Here is a 21,976-nt window from a genome sequence, read left to right as displayed (position 1 = left end):
TTTCAATTTTCGATTCCCTTGTATTCCTCTATATTACCGTAATGATCGGCAGTGGTATCCCCTAACAAGTATTTCGCAAAATGATACCACAACTTCCGTTCAAAAAATCTATCCGCGCTCCCGTAACCATGAGTCTTACCGGGTAATATCAGCATATCGAAATTCTTCCCGGCTTCAATCAAGGCATCCACCATCCGCAAAGTATGAGCGGGATGCACGTTCTTGTCCATATCCCCCGTCACGAGCAAAAGATGTCCTTTCAAGTTTTTAGCCAACTCCATGTTCGTGGGTACCTTCACGCTGAACTTTGACACTTCACGATCCCCGTTCACACTATCTTTTACCGTTTCCTTGGCTTCTCTCACTCCATGATGAATCTCCACCCAACCATTATTATAAATATTATTATCATGATTACCGGAAGAAGACACCGCGGCAGTGTAAAAATCAGGATAAGTACACAAAGCCGCCGTCGACATGAAACCACCCCCGGAATGACCGAAAATACCGACTTTCGTGATATCTATATAAGAATAACGATCCGCCAACTGCTCGATAGCGTATTTATCATCGGCCAAAGGGTAATCCCTCAAATTTCCATACCCGTAACGATGGTAGAACTTGCCCCGCATAGGGCTTCCTCCCCGGTGTCCCATGGAAACCACGATAAACCCGAGCTGAGCCAGCTTCATATTATAACTATCATCCAAAGTAAACGACGTACTCACGTATTCAAAGAAAGGTCCCGGGTAAACGGACGAAATAATCGGGTATTTCTTGTTCGGATCAAAATCTGCCGGCTTCCACATAATACCATGCAGGTCTGTCAACCCGTCGGCAGCCTTCACCACGAAACGTTCCGGCGCACGCCATCCCATCTCGTAAGCCCTCCGCACATCCACTTTTGCCAAATCTTTAATAATCACCCGCCCGTTATTATCCTTCAACGTGAATCTCGGCTCCATATCTACCCGCGAATAACTATCCACGAAATACTTCCGGGATTTAGAAAACTCCGCCTTGTGTTGTCCGTCTTCCGGGCTCAACAACTTCACTCCTTCACGATCAAGATGAGCCTTCACCACTTGGTAATAATAAGGATTCATCTTTTTGTCATACCCGTGCGCGTACAAATAGATCGTTCTGCCCACCGTATCGATAGCAGCAATCTGCCCTGCCACCCAATCGCCTGAAGTAATCGTGTTTTTCAAAACCCCGTTACCATCATAATGATAATAATGCGCCCATCCGGTACGTTCTGAACGATAAAGAATATCATTTCCCTCGTTCAAAAAAACGATATTACGCATATGATAATCAATATAAGGTTTATCCACCTCATGTATCAACACCTTCACCTCTCCCGTTTCCGTGTTCCCCACGCACAACTCCACTTCATCCCGTACCCGGTTATAGCGTTCAAAGAAAATCTTATCTCCCTTGTCCGTCACGTACCGAACCTCGGCATCCTGATCCTGCCAACGCTCGATATTAAAATCCGTCACTTTACGCTTGTCCACATCAATCACCGAAAGCACCCACTTCGACAAGTTCTTATCTCCCGCCATATCATATTTGTAGCGTTCCAGTACAGGTTTAGGCTTCGCCAATACATTAATCACCGCCATCTCGTCAGAGTTCCGGTTATCTTGACGCAAGACATAAACCTTATTCACTTTCGGGAACCAACGCCCTGCCATCGCTTCTTCATCAGATACCGTATCCTGACCATTCCGGGCATAGGAAAAATAACGTTCCCCGTTCGTGGTCAACTGAATCTCTGTCGTATCCTGTCCTTTATATTTATTTCCTCTCATGTAGAGGTTATGATTCTTCGCGTATACTATATAATTCGTGTCCGGAGAAAAAGACATCCACGAGTATATCACCATGTCCTCCTCCTTCTTCTCTTTTTTTGGCAACTCCTTTACCTTCTTCGTCTTCATATTATACTCGAAATCTCCCCCTCCCAACGAAAAAGTCATCTTCGACATATCTTTTGAAAAATCTATATTTGATAGTTGTAGATCCTTCTCGTTATACGCCTTCCGGGTAATACTACTCACCCCTTGCGCTATATCCGTATTCTCGAAAAGCAATCGTTTTTCCGCTTTCACCGGATCAACCAGATAATACATCGTCCCCTCGTCCGTCCTAAAATCAAACCAAAACTTCTCCCCATTATGAATATAACGAGGAACTACCCGCATACTATTCCGAGCGGCAATCCCCGACAACCCCATCTGGGTAAACTTTTCTGCCAACTTATAATTCGCTCTCTGTTGGGCATCCCCTCCCAAGTAGGCGACAAGTAACAATAAAGATAATACAATTTTTTGCATACAGATTCATTTACATTTCAATCTATTAAAAATAACTCGAAAGGGAATTTCACCCTTTCGAGTATTTAAAACTATATATTCAAAACTTTAATATGGATTATAAGCACCAGGATTTGCACCTGATCCAAATTTACATATCAAATCAACAATTTCACCAAACCCTTCCTTATGATACAATTCTACCAATTGGGCTTGTTTCATTTCAACATCGTATGCAACCTCATACACATACACCTCTCCGGATTTCAACGCTATAGCGATATGTGCATTATGAATATCTCTCACATAGTCTCTTACCGCCATATGTACAATTTCCGAATTAAAAGTAGGAGCATTCACAAACTGCACATTCCCTTTATTCGCAGAATAATAATCAAATCCATATAACTTATTACCGGAAGCAACCACGAGTAAATTTTTCCAAGGCAATAAAGTCGCACATTGGTAATCTGCCATCACTCCTGCATCCAATAAACCAAATTGATGTTCCTCCAGTTCTATCTTTTGCCCCGGCCTATAATTACTATTCTCTGCATTAATAGAATAGTAACTCCAATAATAATTCCCGCTTCGATTTAAGATTGAAAGATAAACAAGAGGATCATAACGAGTAGCTTGTCCTGCCCAAGCATGGAATATATATTCTCCATCTATATTTTTAAAGAACGAAAAATCTCCTCCATCGGGTACCCGATCATTTAATTCCACGAGGCTACCAATATAATTATCCGCATTAATAGAAAAATTTCCATTATAATACCCACCGGGATTACCATCATCACGAACACCAAAGAATGTATTATCCTCTCCTATTCCCAAAAAGAAATTAGCACAATCATACCGGGCTCCACTTCCTTTCATATAAGGCAACAACTCCTTTACTTTCTTCTTATTAAACGCCGGTTCACTTAAATAACGACCGGAATGCAAATCAGTCGCAACCGACATCACAGCGGAATAAACATAGTTATCAGAATTTAACAACCATTTCCCACACCAACTAAGCACAGCATCTTGCGGATCAAAATTTGCCGGAAGGCCATCCAAAAACTCCTCTTCAACCGAACCTACCGGCTGTAATAAATTCCCATCCAGTTCAATACATCCTCCATCATATAGAAGCATTACTTCATCCTCTACTTCTAAATCCGTATAAGATGAAAAATGAAAATTCTCCACCAATTTACGCGGTCCCCGCCCTAAATTGGGAGTAACGTTCATATCCGTTCCTACATAAACAACTGTATCCACACTCTGTTCTTTCCCGTCTTCTCCTACAACAATTTTCGTCTTTTTTTTCGACAAGATTATTGATAATTCAGACTCTCCCGAAGCAGACTTTGATAACACTAGCCATCCGTTTTTCCATGCGGGAACAACAGTTACCACGATATTCTTACTAAACGTAATTCCCGTTTTATTATCCGTGGCTGTAAAAACTAAATTACATGCTCCCACCTTATCCGCCGTGTAAGTATAATCTTTCGTATCTGAAAGTTTTAACATTTCCTTCGTTTCACCCAAATACCATGCGCAAGTAGCATCAGGATTTAAAGTATCTATCGAAAAATGTACTCTCGGCTCAAACAATTGCGACTCACCTAGATAAAGTGTATACTCATTCTGAATATTAGAAACACCTTTACTATTCCAATTTTCAAAATCATTTATATCTCTATAATCATAATTACTCTTATCATCTAAACAGCCAACTGCCGATAAAAGTATACATATCCATAAAAATTTTCTCTTCATAATATTTCTTTTTTAACCGACAACAGGAATTACAATCGGATCACCATTCTCATCACACAAAGGCTTACCGGCATTTTCCGGAGCATCATTGTATTCTTGAACACGATATTTCAATCTCAGAGAATATTTTTTTAATATTGCCGTATCTTCTCCATCAAATACGACATTATCCTTCGCCAATTCTTCTAAAAACATAGTATATTTTACCTCGGAATAACTCCCCAAATAATAGGTTTCCGCAATATTGAAAATATTGGCATACCCGTATCCACCATTTAATTCTGTCCACCATTTAGGACGTTCTAATTTATCAGACACCTGAAATATTGCCCGACGGAAATTCAATTCCCCCTCCTTTACTTCATCATTGGCGTCAACTTTCAATACCAAGCGATATGCCTTCTCTGCCAATATGGGACCATTGTAAAGAATTATTTCTATCGTATCTTGATCTTGACCGGCAGGAAAAACACATTTCTCCGGTAACTTATAAAGCTCCACTGGCAAAGTAGTCATTTCCTTATCAACAGATATCGTGTATTCACGTTCTCCTCGCTCCCATACTCCCACGGCTTTTACCGGAATCTCCCAAGTCACTTCCCCTGCCGGATAAGACTTAAAAGACAGCACCACACTATCTTTTGTCGCATCGGCGACAAAAGAAACATATAAAGAATCATCGGAATACTCCATAATTTCCTTCTCTTCACAAGAAGTCAATATCCCGATAAATATAAATACCAAAATAAAATATCTTTTCATAGCCGTTCAATTATAAATTAGTTTCACCATCAGGAAGAGGTACAACAAATATCTTTTCACTTGCAAGAATAGAAGACTTATAACGGTCTGCAGGTATATTTTTATTCAGACGTTTATAAATATAAAATGTTTGTCCTTCACCCATCCAATCCCGGCGCATATCATTTATCAAAACATCCATAAAAGCATCCGTTGACAAAGCATTATCTACCGCCAGTACAGAATTATCCGAAGTTCTCAAACCACGTCCTTGCTTTACAAATTTCAAATGCGTTTTCGCTTCCGTCAAACCTTCTTCTGTTCCCTGTTTTGCAAGTACTTCTGCTGCGATATAATACATTTCACTCATACGAACCATCGGCACCATCGTATTAGCTATATCCATGTAAGAGCCTGATTTTGAATCATCATATTTTTTGAATCGATAGTAATAATGATAATTATTCATATCTTCAATCCAATAGGTAAATCGCTTATCATTACTTGTCATCACATCATTCCGAGCACTCAAATCTTCTCCAAAATAATTATTTTCAGCCTCGCATATACTCAAATAGATAGGACTATTTCCCTCAAGTCGAGTCATTCCACCATATAGTTTTGACAAATCAATCACGTGTAATCCCCAGATCACATCTGAAGTAAATTTCATATCACCGTTATATGTATTATCCCTAAACCGAAATGCACTCTTCTCCTTTGCGAACTTAATTACTTCATTTGCCTGTTCCAATGCAGCATTCTCTTGTTGCGCATATAAATACACTCGAGCCAACAGTGCTGTTGCCGCCCAATAATTTAAACGATATCCTCTTCTATTTAAAAAAGTGTTTTCTCCAATTCCCGGAATATCAAATACTCCTTGCGCAAAAGAATTAGCAGAATCCACTTCCCATAATAACTTTTTAGCCTCTTTCAAATCCCCGATGATAGCAGTCAAACATTCCTCAACGGTTTTCAATTGAGATACATAGGTTGGATATACATCCACATAAGGAATAAATTTTCGACCTCCGGGAGATGTAACAGGTGCCGGCGCAAACAACCGCAACATATCAAATTGCAAAAACGCACGCAACGCCAATGCTTCACCCCAAATTGCTGATTTTTCCCGATTCTTTAAATAAAACATATCCGAGTCTGCATCCTTTATCTGTTGTATCAAATTATTACAATTCGCTACAACGTTATAAGTTTCCTTCCACATAGATGAAATTACAGGCTTCAGTCGGGAATTATCCCATGCATATGTTGCAGCACCGTATTCCATCACATCAGCAGCCGCGTAAGAATAATCATACACCTGTCCCAATGCATCCACCACTCCCCAACTAAGATGCATACCATACATATTTTGAGATTCCATAGAATAATAAATCCCGTTCAAAGCGTGCCGGAAACCATTACCGGAAGTAAATACATCTTCCTCCGCAATTTCATCTTCCGGTCTCACGTCCAACCATCCATCACAAGAAGAAAGAAAAACTGGCAGGACAAAACCCAACAATAATAATTTATATCTTTTCATATTGATTATTTTCTAGAAAGTTGCACGTAATGAAAAATTTACACTCCGGGCAAATGGATAACTCGTACCACGTTCCTGTTTTACCGTAGATAACCGGAATAAATCACTTGCCTGCACTTCAAAACGAAGAGTCTTCAAAAACATCTTTTTCAACCATTCCGTATTAAAATCATAACTTACTGTCAAAGCAGACAAAGAAAGAACATCTTCATTTTGCACGAAACGAGAAGAAGGCAATGTCGTATCATCCTTGCTCTTAATATCCTTAAACCGAGCTATATCTCCCGGTTTTTCCCAACGTTGGGTCAACACCCGCTTATCAACATTAGCATATTGAATATCGGCATTTTCCACTTGATTCACGAGAGTTTCATTGTAAATCTGCTTTCCCCAATCATACGCAAAAGATGCAAAAATTGAAAAGTTTTTATACATTATATTAAAACCAAATGAACCACTGGCATCAGGTTCCGTATCCCCGAGAGGAATTTCTTGTGAAGCCTTCCAAACACTACTTACTTCTCCCGTCCGATAACGAAATAATTCTTTTCCCGTGGTCGGATCTATTCCTAGAGAACGTACTCCATATATAGAAGTTAAAGAAGCTCCTTCTTCATATTTCATAATTGGTTTTGCTAATTCTTCCGGAGTTTTATCCCAACTTGCATTCAAAGACAAACTCTCTTCCGCATCGGCGTAATAATCATCTACTTGAGAATTATATGCCTTCAATGCATCTGATACTTTTAAAATCTTATTTACATTATGATTCAAATTTCCCCATAAAGCGACATTCCACGTTTTCGATCTAACTATATCATAACGAAAATTAATATCAAATCCCTTGTTCAAGGTTTCTCCCAAATTACTCTTGTACGATGAGAAACCGGCAGAGAAAGGCAATGTCACATCCGTAATCAAATCTACAGTTTTATTGTAATAATAATCAAAATTCAGTGTAACCCGATTGTTCAAAAAGCTTAGATCTGTACCGACATTCAATTTATTCGTTGTTTCCCATTTAAGATCTTTATTTCCTAAAGCCTTCAAGGCGATACCAAATCCGGAAACATACCAACGATCAAAAGTCTTATAAATAGTCGAAGCACTATAAGAAGGGAAATTCACCTTACCGGTTTGTCCGTATGAAACACGTAACTTCAATTGATTGATATACTCATTATTTTTCAAAAAAGAATAGTTATGAATATTTACACCAAGTCCTCCTGACCAGAAAGGAGCCCACTTCTGATTAGAACCGAATTCGGAAGAACCGTCAAAACGAACCGCCAAATCTGCCAGATAAACATCATTCCAACTATAATTGGCAAGTAACACGAATCCCATAAGTCTCTTCATACTTTGAGTCTTAGAAGGCTTTACGAATATCTCTGCCGCATAATTAGGAGAATGATACTCCCCGGAAGGAAATCCCCTATAATGAGCTGAAGTACTTTCCGACTTTCTGGAAGTAGCATTCATAACAAGCGAGGTATTAAGCGCATGCAACCCAAAAGCCTTTGTAAAATAAACACCAACCTGAGTATCCCATTTTGTAGAATTTCCACTCGTCGTGTAGAGATCACCATATAAAGAAGATTGATCGCTATTATCTTTTGCAGTTGCGTTAGCAGAAAGCGGATCAATAAAACGTTCGCTTCTAGTTAATTCTTTCGTGACCGCAAATTGCCCTTTCAAATGTAATGCATCCGTTAAAAACCAATTCGCCATGATACGATCCGTGAAAACGTCTGTCTTATCCCACTTGTAATTATTCAATAAAGCCTCATATAACGGGTTATTCAATTCTCTACCCCTTGAGTTTTGGGAAAACTCTAATGCACCAGAAACCAACACACCATCTTTATCATAAGGACGATCATAAGGCTGCAAATGCGAATAGTCACTAAAATCTCCATAAGGAGAATCCGGCGCATCGGTATATTCATATTCTATATAATTCACTACCTGTAAATTCTTTACACGGTAATCAACATGAAAACCAAAATTAAGCACATCCCGATAAGAATCTTTCATAACTCCGTTATTAGTCGCATAACTCAAATCAAGACCGTAACGCAAATCTTTATTTCCTCCTTCTACCGAGAAACTATGGTTCTGATCAAAAGTATTTCGCAAAGGCAACGACAACCAATCGGTCGTTACTCCCTCTTCTACTCGAACTTTACGCTTATTGTACTCATTTAACGCTTGCGCCCAATTATAAAAATTAGAATTTCCCGGCACATATAAATTCGCCCGTTTCTCTATTTCCAATTTCTCTCTCGCATTTGCCAAATTATAATCAGACAAGTCAGGCATATTCACTTTCCCAGTAAATCGATACGAAATAGTCACTTCTCCCGGTTTAGGAGCAACTGTTGTTATAACAATTACGCCATTGGCTGCCCGAGAACCATACATTGCAGTTGCCGCAGCATCCTTCAAAATTTGAATATTCTCAACTCTCATCGGGTCCATATCATACACCTTCTGCACATCAACCTCAAATCCGTCCATGATAAACACCGGAAGATTTGGATTATTCTTTAAATTAGATTTCGACAAAGCATCTGACTCTAATTCTTTCACTCCAATACCGGATCGACCGCGAATATAAATCTCTGGAATTGCATTCGGATCTGAACCCCACCTATTACTTTGCTGAATACGAAAAGAAGGATCAAAAGTAGACAACGCTTGAATAACATTTGTAGAAGAAGCTTTTAATAATTCTTCTCGTTTAACTGAAACCGCACTACCTGTAAAACTTTCTTTTCTAATATTTCCATATCCGGTCACCACCACCTCATCCAAGTTTTCCGTGTCTGGTTCCATCCGAATAGAAATTTCTTTACTCAAATCTTTCACCTTACCCACGTTCAACTCGTGTGATTTCATCCCCACGAAAGTGAAAACCAAAATCATCGTATCTCGCTTGGGTAATTCAATTTTAAATTTTCCGTCAATATCCGTCACCACTCCGACAGTTGTACCTTTCAACAAAACCGTCACACCCGGAAGAACTTCTCCCCTTTCATCTATGACCTTTCCTTTGACTGTCACTTTTTTAATCTCATCTTTTTTGTCGTCCGGAGTAATCACGATCAGATTATCGACAATCTTGAAACTATACTTCGTGCCTGCCAGACAAGCCGTCAAAACTTCTTGCACAGAAGCATTCGTGAATGAACGGGTAATTCCCGTAATCCCCTTGATTTCCTCGTCGTTGTACAGGAACTCGTAATTTGTTTTTTGCTTTAACACACGCAAGACTTCACTCAAAGACTGTTGCTCAAACTGAACTGTAATGTTCTGTTGACCAAAAGCATTTTCACTAGAAAATGCAAAATGTGTGAGTAGCAGCATCACCATCATCAGCTTGCAGACCAATGATCGTTTACCGCAACTGAACACGCAGTTTTTAATTTTTCTTTTCATTGATAATTTATTTAGGTCATTTTTAGTATCCGATTACTTGAAACAAGGGGCAAAACACGAAAGAATCGCCCCTTTTCAAGCAACTGATGTTTATTAAAAAATACTACACACTCTCGTAATGAAATTTATTCACTACATGGGACCCTCCAAACTTGGTTTTTTAAAGAAAATAGCGTATATTTGTGGAATCCCTTTTGGGTTTATTTTTAGTACACATTTTATAAGGCCGGAGTTGCAGCTTCGGCTTTATTCTTTACACTACTTTTCCATCACTGTCACTGTTTTTCCTTTCAATTCAAATTTAATTTTTGTCGTTAAACTCAATAATTCCAGTACATCCGCGATATTAGCGTAACGAGGCAAATACCCTGTGAAATGATAATTCTTCACTGTTTCTCCCATGTAAATCACATCTATATTATACCATCTCGCCAATTTCTTCAATATCTCTTCCATGGTTTCGCTCTGGAACCGGAAATTCTCCTTCATCCACGTGGTATACACTTCCACATCCACTTCCTTCACATCCACTCGTCCGGCTTTAATCACAGCTTGTTGCCCCGGTTTCAACACCGTCTGGCGACCGTTCATATCAATCTCTATCTTCCCGGAAGCCAACGTAGTTTTGGAATCTTTCTCGTCCTCATAATCATTCACGTTAAACGAGGTTCCCAACACTTTCACATCATAATCTCTACAACGCACGATAAAAGGCTTCGCCGCATCTTTAGCGACTTCAAAATAAGCTTCCCCGGAAAGATATACCTCCCGTCGATCGCTATTCGCAAAACTTTCCGGAAACCGGAGTTCTGTCTGGGCATTCAAATATACATGCGTCCCGTCGCCCAATGTTATTTTATACTCTCCCCCTCTGGGTATTTCTATTTTATTATATCGTACCTCCTTCAAGGAATCCGGACGTTGAAGGTCTGTAAAAACAACTTCCTTACCATCATTCGCGGCAAAAGCCGAAGCCAATTCCACGTTATCCAACGAATCCAGATGATAGACAGCGCCAGAGGCAATTGTCAACGTTGCCATCGGACGCCCGGGAACAATCTTGACCACCTCTGCCACCTCAACAACTTTATTCTCGGACTTTTTATCCCGACTCATCCACAATGCTAGCGAAACACCCAACACCACAACAACAGAAGCTGCGATACGATACATCGCACCCAATTTTTTCCTGTGTCGACGAGCAACCTTCCGGGTTACTTCCGTCCACGCCTTATCCGCATCATACGACACAATCTTACGAATATCTTTAATTTGCAACTCTTCATCTTGTACACGGGCGAAAAGAACCTTGTGGGAATCGGACTCATCTAGCCATGCTTCGAGTTTCGACCGCCCCTCGTCATCAATTTCATTCCGCAAATACGCCAGTATTAAAGCGGCAATGTCATACTGATATATATTACTTTTCTCTTTCATACACTATTAATACACGACCCCTCGAAAAAAGGATTAAACGGGATTCTTTTTTTTTACGAAAAAAAATCGGAATTAAATACAACGGGAAACAAATCGCCATCTAATAACAACAATATCAATACTTTAAAGACAACAAAAAAGCAGACTCAATCCAAAAGTTAAGTTATAATTTAGTAACGAAACGACGCATCTGTATATTCTTTTCTTAAACAGATATTTATCTTGTCCACAATTCAAAATAAGCGATAAAACGACTCTACTAATTCACTCTATTTTAAGCAGTTTAAAGCAAATACAATACTTTTCCCATATCAGTTAAATCACATCTATTTCACAGAGAATAGCCGTAACTACTAAAGAAAAATTTATCCTGCGAAAACCGACTAACAGATTAATTCCTATGATTTTCGATGTTAACAACAAAGAACAAATAGATCATTGTTGACTGTAATCCATAAAAAATAGGACTTCGTGCATCCTTTAAGACAACACGAAGCCTCTACTTGAGAAAGAAATTTAAATACGAGATTATCATCTCAATAATTTAAACATCTGATCTATACATTTTTTTTTCTGCTCCATATTAGGATGAACGTATAAGTTTAGCGTAGTACTAATATTGGAATGTCCCAAAATTACGCTCACAGTTTTGTAATCGCAGTTACTTTCTATACATCGAGTAGCAAAACTATGGCGAAGTCCGTGAAATTTCAGTTTTGGGATATCTAATTCTCTCATTAGTTTCTTATAGTAATTTCGGTATGTTCGAGGCTCCGTTGGTTTCGCTTCATTGGTTAAAACGTAAAAAGACTCATTTACCACTTTTTTGATGGGTTTTAGTATCTTCAGCAAATCTCGATTCATCGGAATATCTCGGATAGAATTTTTTGTTTTAGCCGTATCAAGTACTAATTCTGTATGCCTATTGTCCTCCTCAACAATATATATACGTTGGATTGTCTTTCGGATTGAAATAACTCCGGTATCGGTATCAATATCTCCCCAAGTTAATGCACAAATTTCTCCAATTCGGATTCCAGCACTTAGGCAAATATAAATTCCTAAATTTTTAAATGTGAAATGCTCTCGAATGTAGTTCATGATTTTCTTTTGGTTAGCCTTGCTCAATACTTCAATCTCTGGATTTTCTCTTTCCGTAGGAAATTGCACTTCAAACTGCTGATATTCCAAGAGTTTATTTTTAACACCAAATTTTAAAATCATCTTTAGGACAATCAGAATATCTTTAATGGTTTTCTGACTTAAACCTTCGTCCAATTTCTTTAATACAAACTCTTGTACTTCAGACTCCTCTACACTAACTTGTTCTCCAAAAAATGGTAACAAATGATTCTCAATCAAAAGCAAGTACGCCGAAAAACTGGATTTCTTCACATACTGCTTTTTGTCTTCTTTCCATAGGCCAATAACCCTACTGATTTTTACCTTCTCTGTCATATCATTTTGATTTTAATGTTATTAATCAAATATATACATAAAAGAATTTGAATACCAAATTTCGTCAATGTTCCAAATTTGAGATTCCCGGGGTTCGAGGGGGAGTGGAAAAGGTATAAAATCTGTGATGTATTAGATTTCTTTCCAACAAACTCTTTGTCATGGGAACAGTTGGAATATACTAATGGAGATAATTTATTTAATCTTCATTATGGTTTAATTCATAAAGAACTTCCGATTCAAACAGATTTAAAAGTTTGTAATCTTCCCAGTATAAAAAAAAGATTTACGCCAAAGAGTTATACGGTATGCGAAGATGGTGATATCGCTTTTGCTGACGCCTCCGAAGACACTAATGATATTGGAAAGGTTGTTGAGTTTCTAAATTGTGCTGGCAAAAAGATTGTATGTGGTCTGCATACTATTCATGGTCGAGACAAGAAAAAAATGACAGTAACTGGCTTCAAAGGATATGCATTTTCTTCAATAGCTTTTCGCAATCAAATAAAGAGGTTAGCACAAGGAACCAAGATATTTTCACTCAGCACAAAAAACTTCAATGAAAGTTTTATTTCAATTCCATCAAAAGAGGAACAAGCTAAAATTGCAGACTTGCTTTATCTTATCGATCAGCGCATCACAACTCAAAGCAAAATAATAGAGAAATATGAATCCTTAATTAAAGGGATTGTAGATTTGCTTCTACACTGTGAAAATTATCCGTTTAAAAGAATTAATTTAGGTTCGCTATGCAGTATAAAAAAAGGGGAACAAATCAATACTTCTAAATTACTTGATAAAGGAATATATTATGTTATGAATGGAGGAATAACGCCTTCTGGATATCATACTGAATATAATACAGAATCTGGTACTATTTCGATTAGCGAAGGGGGCAATTCTTGTGGATACGTACAATTTAACTTCTCAAAGTTTTGGAGCGGAGGACACTGCTATACCCTCAATGAAATAAGTTCTCAAATTTTAAATGAATATCTTTATTTCTATTTGAAATCCCAAGAGAAAAGCATAATGGCACTTCGAGTTGGTTCAGGACTACCCAATATCCAAAAACGAGATTTAGAAATGATAGAGGTACAATATCCTGATTATATAAGACAAAAAGAGGTTGTGAAAACACTGTCGTTGCTTTCAGATAAAATCAAAATAGAAAACAGTTTATTATCTGTACTTCTGAAACAAAAACAATATCTACTCAATCAAATGTTTATATAAAAAGATTGTTACAGAAGTGTTTGTGTTGCAAAATCTTAATTTGCAAAAAAACGTTTTCTATTCTTTTTGTAGACACTATATAAAAATATGATTTAACAAATATTGTTTTTGTAATAACAATAGATTGTGATAATTAGACTCTGACTCTATCTTTTTGTCCACTGCAGAGAACAAGTTGGCAAATATATTCTGCATATAAAGTTTTGGAACAGAAATTGGCATAGACTCTACTTCTGATATATAATGCCGTTTATGGTTGCTTGAGACGAGATTAAGAAAAGACAGGTATTCAAAAATATATTTGAGACTCACCTTTGGCCTTGGTGTCAATATCTTTATAGCAGATGATTTAACTTTAAAAGGGAAGTCAACATACTTCAAATCCATAGTAAAATCATCAAATATAATGCAATTCCCTTTATTATAAATTCCATCCTTGTCAGAGGTATAACCTAAGATAAACGCTTTGTTTGCTGTTAATACAGGAATTAAGATCGGGTCATTCTGATAATTAGTATTGCTAATGATGTAATTTGTCGGTTGTTCATAATTAAGCACATCTTTTATAAGTTTTATTTCAACATTAGAGTTGTCTAAGTCAGTAAATATATTATGTCTTAGCGTACTCTTTAGCAACTTTAAATCCTCAATTATTTTGCTTTGAGTTGAAATACGTTTATCGAGAAAAGAAAAGAATTTGGCTATTTTTTTTTGTTCTTTATTAGCAGGCAAATATAGTATTGTGTTTCTTATAGATTTTAGGGATAAATTTTTAATTGTAGAGCCAGTAAGTTCTGAAATAAAATAATTGTTGATCCTATTTGCACTCAATTGATAGAATATAAATAATCTATTTTGAGTTTTTGGGGGATTTATATAACAGGCGCTTTTCCCTAACATAACGGATTCTCCATTATACAATGCTAGACTTCCTATTGTACCATTTATAGAAAGTAGTATAGTATTTTCTGTTAAAGTATGTGCATTGTGTTTTTCTGCCTCTGCTTTAGTTACCCTCTTTGTTGACTCTGAAATTACAATTTTACCTTCTACAAAATTATTCCCATTAATGAAGGAGTAATCTCCAAAATCGTTATATTTTGGCGTAGAATGAATTCCATCTCCAATCTTATCACATAAGTCACCTAAGTGTACAATATCCCACTCCCCCTCGAACCCCGGGAATCTCAAATTTGGAACATTAGGGCTTTTTTTATCCATTTTTTTTGCCATTCTATTTGCTCTTTCCTTTTTTCAAAAGTTTCTTTTCTTCATTACTTAGCTTACGTTGCAATTTTTTAATGTCTTCAGCAGGAGGAAGATTTTCTGGTGTAATACCTCTTTTGGTGAGCATCTCTCGAACAGCCTCATTATTATCAATATGCTCTTTTTCAATTTTAGTCTGACCTTTCAAATCTTTACTCTGCACATTTAAGCCTGTCATCTCTGCAGCTAAATCTTTTGCTTTAATACTGATCGTTGGCAGAAAATCAGCAACCGGACGATTGTCAGGAACTCCCATTTTTCTTTTTAGCATTTGAGTGTTAAGCCTAAATAATGCCTGATCTCCTTTGCTTCTTATAATTGCAAAACCTTGACTATCTACACCTCTTTCGTAAAAAATACCGGAAAGTTGTTTTTCAGTTTGACTCAGTTTCTCGCGTGCTTTTACTCGTTCATATTCCAATAGTCTTTGCTCGACTAATTCCGCTCTTCGGGTTTGTACGGCAAAATAATTTTGGGCAAAAGCAATTTCTTGTTTACGACTATCCCCATTTTGTGCTATTAAATAGCAAGCATAACGGGTCAGTAGCATATCATCTATTTCTTTCTCAGCACCTTTGGGCATAGGGATCGTTTTCCTGACGTCAGGAAAATGATAAAACACCTCTTCTCCGGCATTTTCGCACGCATCTTTTGCTTTCTGAATTACTTTTTCAAAATTTTCCCATTTGCTATAACCAAGCAAGGTTTGCAACTCTCTTGCACTCCAGCACTCTACCCCCTCCAATTCAGAAGCTGCTTTTTCAAACTGTTCAAATAATTGTCTTATTTCTTCTGATTTCATAAACTGCTATCTTTTAATTTACCAGCCCTAACTCTTTCAAGTAAACTTCTATCTGCTTATCCAAATCTGCCCGTTTTGCTTCAAGTTCTTTGATTTCAGCCATTACGGCATGTATATCTATAGGTTCTTCTTCCTGAAAAGTACTTACATAACGGGAGATATTGAGGTTATAGCCATTTTGTTCAATTTCATCCAAGGAAACCCGGCGAGAGTATCGCTCTTCTTCTTTTCGGAATTGATATGTATCTATTATTCTTTGAATATCATTCGGCTTACCCTCTTCTCCTTCGCGTAATCGATTTTGTCTTTTCCCTTTTTCAAAATGCTCACTGGCATTTATGAAAAGAACATCGTCAAATTTCTTACATTTTTTCAAGACTAAAATGCAAACCGGTATCCCAGTAGAAAAAAACAGATTAGCCGGTAAACCTATCACAGTATCAATATTATTATCTTTTAGAAGTTTAGTACGAATACGTTCTTCAGCACCGCTACGAAAAAGAACCCCATGCGGAAGTATAATCGCCATTGTACCTTCACCGGAGAGAAAATGGAAACCGTGCAACAGGAATGCAAAATCAGCGGCAGACTTAGGTGCAATTCCATAGCTTTTAAAACGGAAATCTTCCGCAAGCGTATCCGTCGGCTCCCAACGTAAACTAAAAGGGGGATTTGCAACGATAGCATCAAATCCCATTTTTTTCGCTGGATTCATTTCGTTCAGAATATCCCAGTCATTTAATAAAGTATCACCATGATGAATTTCAAATTCAGTATCCTTTAATCCATGCAACAACATGTTCATACGAGCAAGATTGTAGGTCGTGATATTTTTTTCCTGCCCGTATATTTTACCAATACTTCCATGACTTTCTTTTATCTGACGACGTACATTTAACAACAATGAACCTGACCCACAGGCGAAATCCAACACTTTATCTAATTTTTTCTTTTCCCCTAAAGCTGGATCCTGACTGTCCAATATCACGATTTTAGACAAAATAGTCGATAGTTGTTGAGGAGTATAAAATTCTCCGGCTTTTTTCCCCGATCCAGCAGCAAACTGACCTATAAGATACTCATAAGCATCTCCCAGAATATCCGTATCAGTCGAAAACTTAGCAATTCCCTCGGCTATTTTTTGAATAATGACACAAAGTTTTTTATTCCTTTCAGAAGCTGTTCTTCCAAGTTTTTCCGAATTCAGATTTATTTCCGAAAACAAACCTTGAAAAGTGCTTTCAAATGATTCATTCTCTATATACCTGAACCCTTCTTCAAGCGTTTTCAGTAATTCGTCATTTTGTGTTCGAGCCATTTCCACAATATTACTCCACAAAAATTGTGGTTTAATAACATAATGGACTTTTCGACGCATTTGCTTCTCGAACTCGATTATATCTGTTTTGTTATTTTTATACCATATTGTCAAAGCGATATTTTTATCACCTTCTTTTAGTTGAGGATAATCTCTCCCTAGTTCCTTTTTGGCAGATTCTTCGTAATTATCAGATAAATATCGAAGAAAAAGGAACGAAAGCATATAATCACGAAAATCATCCGGATCCATTGCTCCTCTTAGATGATCTGCTATATCCCAGAGAGTTTTGCCTAATTGTTTTTGATCTTGTAGTGTCATATTAATTATTCCTCCTTGTATTCTTCTTTTTCTTAGATTTTTCAAATTGAGAAGGGTCTATTCTTTCCAATTTTTCAGATGAAATTCGTTGTTCGATTTCTTTTTCCTCAAATTCTGACTCCTTCTCTATAATTGTTTTTTCCACATCCCCATTTGAGTTAATCGATACCTTCTTTTCTTCGACAAGAAGTATAGGTAATTCAAATTGATATTTATTTAGAAATGCCCGCAAGATATTCTTAAAAAGCTTCTTGTTATCTTCCCCCATTTCAACCGGTTCGTAAATAGAATACTTCCCATGGCTCAATAGGTTTAGTGCACGCGAATAAAGCACCTCATCCTCTATTCCATGAATACATTTAGAAAAATCATCATAACCAAAAAAAGTAGATGTTTTTTCCAAAACACTACGCAATATATTGAAATGGTAAGTGCTTATTTCTCCGGAATTCATCACTCGCTGAAGTTCGCTCAATAATGCGACATGATGGAAAAAAGGTGTTTCATCTGTCGCTTGCAAAGTATACCCTTCATTTCCGTTTCTATGTAGAAAATAACGTTTACACGCATGTTTTTTTAATTCATTGCAGACTACATTAAAAAATAAACTGTGGTGAGAAGAAATTATAAATTTTGCCCTATCCTTCCCTTTTTTCAATAATTGCGATAAATCACTGGCAACAGCAATGGCATTATTGTCATCTAAAGAAGAAATAGGATCGTCTATATAAATATATTTAACCCAATTGTATGATTCTGCCCCATCAATAACTAATTCACAAATCGCAAGGAAAATACACCAAATAAATATATTTTCTTCTCCGCGGGAAATTTTAATATTGTCTTGAATAATATACTCTGGTTTTTCAGTATCAAGTTTATATTCTGGATTGGGAATCTTTTTGCTGAAAATAACATTCCAACTTTCATAATCGAATTTAAAATCAAATTCAGCATAACGTTCTAAATATGCAAAAATCTTCTCCTCTAATGACAACTCCTTAAAACCGTTAAAAAATTTTGAGTCAACATTCATTTTAAGAGTTCGTTCTAAATCATTTTCCAAATCATTGTCCCAATGAAACAGGTCTTCTGTAAATGCATTAAAATAAAGGGTGTCTCCCATCTTTTCATTTTTCCCTTTATTTTTAAATTCTATGGATAAACGAGTCTTCCCTGTGCCATTATATGCATAGATTAAAACAAAAAGATAAATATTCAAGTCATCACGCAATCTTGTGACAAGATTTGATAATGTTTTGTAAGGGTATATTTTAGATTGATTATTCATAAGCTCCTAATCCAGATATTTCACGCCCTTGGGCTTGTTTTTTCAAGAGAGGTACCAAATCTTCCATTAAAGCAAGTTCCTTCATCCTGCGTTCTTTCCAAGTTAATTCCAAGGGTTCGAGAAGATCGGTTAATTTTTCTCCGTCAAAAATCATTCGATTCATAATTTCATCTATGAATTTTTTTAACGTTATTGTTGACAAACCATGTTTACTAGCAACACCTGCCAATTCTTTCACGCTTTTCTCTACCTTAAAGTACTCATAACCTTCACGCAAGGCATTTGCATCTTGCCCCTTATTCCAGTCTAAACTATTAATATATTCAGTTAAATCTTCCTGTTCGTCCATTAAATTGGAAGTCGAACCAAGTAAATTAATAACCTGATTTTTAGTCATTCTCTGTTTAGTCGATTTCTTTTGGGTACTATCTGCAATCAACTCCATAATATAATCATAATCAATCAAAGCAGAAGCAAAAAGCACGAATTCAAAATCAAGCTGTTGCACTTCGGGCGGAGCCTGATTCCCTTCTTTCTGCTGTATTTCCCGGAATTTCTTGGCTGTTTCTATATAAGAACTTCTAAACGAACGTAAAATATTTTCGGGTAATATGGTTTCAATTTGAGTTTGTTGTTCTTCATCCAAATCGGTATATTGGTCAAGCTGAGTTTTTAACCGTTGTACTTCTTTGAAATTTTTTATAAACGCTATCCGCGCAGCATCACCTTTTAGACCATACACAGCTTCCGGCTCGCAAAGCAAATCGTTTTTCAACATAAAATCGCCTAACTTTTCTACCGCCTCTTTATATTTTTCAATCACGACCGGGGCAGGATCAACCAACCAGATTTCTCGTGATTTTCCGGTGTCTTCTCCAGAAAATAAGGCAATAGCAGTATCCACCGCTTCTTGTTGATGGCGAAAATCTAAAATATTACCATACGGCTTCATCTCGTTCAGCACCCGGTTCGTGCGAGAAAAAGCCTGTATTAATCCATGATACTTCAGATTTTTATCCACATACAAGGTATTAAGATATTTAGAATCGAATCCCGTCAATAGCATATCAACCACAATCACAATATCAATTTTGTTTTTGTGTGGATAATCGGCATCGCTATATTGATAGTCTTTGATACGTTTCTGCACATCTTGGTAATACAAGTCAAACTCATTGATACTATGATTTGTCCCATATTGTTTATTATAATCCTTGATAATAGCTTTTAATGCCACTTTCTTTTCATCAGGATTTTGTTTATTATCTTCTTTTTCCTGCTCCAAATCCTCTTGAATTTGTTGTATATCTTTATTCCCCTCGGCGGGAGGAGAAAAAACACATCCGACATTGAGCGGAATAAAATTCTTGTTTATCTTTTTCCTTTGTTTTTGAATTTCTTTAAAAAGCTGATAATACTCTATGGCATCATTAATAGAAGCTGTTGCCAAAATAGCATTGAAACGTCTTGCCCCGGTAGCCGCATCATGTTTATCAATAATCGCCTCCACTATAGCCCGCTGTGCAAGGACTTCTCCGGGCTTGGACTGAGTATTCCCTTTAAAATAATCGACATGAAAACGTAGTACATTTTCATCTTCTATAGCATGGGTTATTGTATAAGCATGTAACAACTTCTCAAAAATATCTTCGGTTGTTTTGTAAGAAGCCCGCCCTTTTTCCCTGATATTATATGTTGCATTATCATCAAAAATAGGTGTTCCTGTGAATCCAAAAAGCTGAGCATTAGGAAAGAACTCTTTAATCGCCTTGTGGTTATCGCCAAATTGTGACCGATGACATTCGTCAAAAATAAAAACTACACGCTTTTTGCTTAATGGTTCCAAACGTTCTTTGTAGTTTTTCTTATTATTTCCATCTAAAGCTAGACCTAACTTTTGAATGGTCGTTACAATTACTTTGTCCGCATAATCCGTAGAAAGCAATCGCTTTACCAATGTTTCCGTATTAGTGTTTTCCTCTACACTTCCTTCTTGAAATTTATTAAACTCCTCACGGGTTTGTCTGTCCAGATCTTTGCGGTCAACAACAAAGAGGCACTTTTCGATATCCGGATTGTCCTTTAATAATGTAGAGGCTTTAAATGAGGTCAGGGTCTTACCGCTTCCGGTGGTATGCCATATATAGCCATTACCACGGTTTTGATGGATACAATCTACAATTGCTCTCACCGCATAAATCTGATACGGACGCATTACCAATAATTTCTGTTCACACTCAACCAAAACCATATACTTGCTTATCATTTCACCCAAAGTACACTTGGGAAGAAACTTTTCGGTAAAGGTGTACAGATTTCTAACTGGATTATTATTTTCATCAGCATATTTATATACCGGCAAAAATCGTTCATCAGCATTAAACTGAAAATGTTGTTTTTTATTATTCGCAAAATAATACGTATTATTACTATTACTAACTATAAACAACTGTATAAAACATAACAACGAATTGGTATAGCCATTGCCCGGATCATTTTTATAGTCTACAATCTGCTGCATTGCTTTACGCGGAGATATTTCTAGTGCTTTTAGTTCTATTTGAACAACCGGAATGCCATTGATAAGAATAATCACATCATAACGATGATGACTGTTACTCGTGTTGACACGTAATTGATTGATTACCTCATATTCATTCTTGCACCAATCTTTAATATTAACCAAAGTATAATACAATGGCGTACCGTCTTCACGCTGGAAGTAATTTCTGTCACGCAATAATTTTGAAGCTACGAATACATCAGGGTTTATGATTTCAGTTTTCAGGCGTTCAAATTCTCTATCAGTTAACCTTACCCTATTAAGTATCTCAAATTTTTCTCGAAAATTTCTCTCAAGACTATTCTTATCGTGAATATCTTCCCGATAGGTATATTTAAGTTCTTCTAACTTTTTAATAAACGAACTTTCTATTTGAGCTTCTCTTGTCATAGATACAATATCTAATATGAATTAAATTAGAACTTCAAAGATAATGATAAATTTTCAGCATTCTCT

Annotated in this window: 13 protein-coding genes; 1 reads left to right on the top strand and 12 read right to left on the bottom strand. The window is 36.8% G+C overall.

The genetic code is table 11. The annotated features are described in order from the left end of the window. Window positions 1-2: 2 nt before the first annotated feature. The 7 genes from ACK8P8_RS03490 to ACK8P8_RS03460 form a co-directional block, all read right to left on the bottom strand. Window positions 3-2,342: a S9 family peptidase gene (locus tag ACK8P8_RS03490; RefSeq protein WP_292269005.1), complete on the bottom strand. Its 2,340-nt coding sequence runs from the start codon at window positions 2,340-2,342 to the stop codon at window positions 3-5. 87 nt (window positions 2,343-2,429) lie between these two features. Further along, on the bottom strand, window positions 2,430-4,097 hold the full coding sequence (locus tag ACK8P8_RS03485) for a PKD-like family lipoprotein (protein WP_099290716.1): 1,668 nt from the start codon (window positions 4,095-4,097) through the stop codon (window positions 2,430-2,432). A gap of 12 nt (window positions 4,098-4,109) precedes the next feature. Next, window positions 4,110-4,859, bottom strand: coding sequence for a DUF4843 domain-containing protein (locus tag ACK8P8_RS03480; RefSeq protein ID WP_099290717.1), 750 nt, complete (start codon window positions 4,857-4,859; stop codon window positions 4,110-4,112). A 10-nt stretch (window positions 4,860-4,869) separates the two neighbouring features. Then, complete coding sequence (locus ACK8P8_RS03475) at window positions 4,870-6,387, bottom strand: RagB/SusD family nutrient uptake outer membrane protein (RefSeq protein ID WP_099290718.1); 1,518 nt, start codon at window positions 6,385-6,387, stop codon at window positions 4,870-4,872. A gap of 12 nt (window positions 6,388-6,399) precedes the next feature. Then, window positions 6,400-9,828 carry a SusC/RagA family TonB-linked outer membrane protein gene (locus tag ACK8P8_RS03470; protein WP_369859410.1) on the bottom strand — a complete coding sequence of 1,143 codons (3,429 nt, stop codon included), beginning with the start codon at window positions 9,826-9,828 and terminating at the stop codon, window positions 6,400-6,402. Window positions 9,829-10,086: 258 nt separating this feature from the next. Then, window positions 10,087-11,265: a FecR family protein gene (locus ACK8P8_RS03465; protein WP_369859411.1), complete on the bottom strand. Its 1,179-nt coding sequence runs from the start codon at window positions 11,263-11,265 to the stop codon at window positions 10,087-10,089. 531 nt (window positions 11,266-11,796) lie between these two features. Continuing rightward, window positions 11,797-12,723, bottom strand: coding sequence for a tyrosine-type recombinase/integrase (locus tag ACK8P8_RS03460; RefSeq protein WP_186977013.1), 927 nt, complete (start codon window positions 12,721-12,723; stop codon window positions 11,797-11,799). 156 nt (window positions 12,724-12,879) lie between these two features. Here ACK8P8_RS03460 and ACK8P8_RS03455 point away from each other — a divergent pair, with 156 nt between their 5' ends. Then, window positions 12,880-13,959 (top strand): restriction endonuclease subunit S, encoded by a 1,080-nt coding sequence (locus tag ACK8P8_RS03455; protein WP_410025545.1) that lies wholly within the window; start codon window positions 12,880-12,882, stop codon window positions 13,957-13,959. Between the two features lie 75 nt (window positions 13,960-14,034). Here the strand turns inward: ACK8P8_RS03455 and ACK8P8_RS03450 are convergent, their stop codons facing one another. From ACK8P8_RS03450 to ACK8P8_RS03430, 5 genes are read right to left on the bottom strand one after another with little or no spacing between them, the layout of a single operon-like run. Then, entirely contained in the window at window positions 14,035-15,192 is a 1,158-nt protein-coding gene (locus tag ACK8P8_RS03450) for a restriction endonuclease subunit S (protein WP_410025544.1), read from the bottom strand. Between the two features lies 1 nt (window position 15,193). Further along, entirely contained in the window at window positions 15,194-16,027 is an 834-nt protein-coding gene (gene dinD, locus ACK8P8_RS03445) for a DNA damage-inducible protein D (protein ID WP_186977017.1), read from the bottom strand. A 13-nt stretch (window positions 16,028-16,040) separates the two neighbouring features. Next, window positions 16,041-17,666: a type I restriction-modification system subunit M gene (locus ACK8P8_RS03440; protein ID WP_369859478.1), complete on the bottom strand. Its 1,626-nt coding sequence runs from the start codon at window positions 17,664-17,666 to the stop codon at window positions 16,041-16,043. A gap of 1 nt (window position 17,667) precedes the next feature. Next, a complete protein-coding gene (locus ACK8P8_RS03435) occupies window positions 17,668-18,957 on the bottom strand; it encodes an AAA family ATPase (RefSeq protein WP_186977019.1) in 1,290 nt (429 codons plus the stop codon). Further along, the gene (locus tag ACK8P8_RS03430; protein WP_186977021.1) at window positions 18,950-21,910 is read right to left on the bottom strand and encodes a type I restriction endonuclease subunit R; all 2,961 of its coding nucleotides are present in this window, start codon (window positions 21,908-21,910) and stop codon (window positions 18,950-18,952) included. Before ACK8P8_RS03430 ends, ACK8P8_RS03435 begins: the two co-directional genes overlap by 8 nt. Window positions 21,911-21,976 lie beyond the last annotated feature (66 nt).

This window comes from Butyricimonas muris (genome assembly GCF_046365375.1).
GTDB lineage: Bacteria > Bacteroidota > Bacteroidia > Bacteroidales > Marinifilaceae > Butyricimonas > Butyricimonas muris.
Note: the sequence above shows the minus strand (reverse complement) of the source record. Positions and strands in the feature narration are given on the sequence as shown.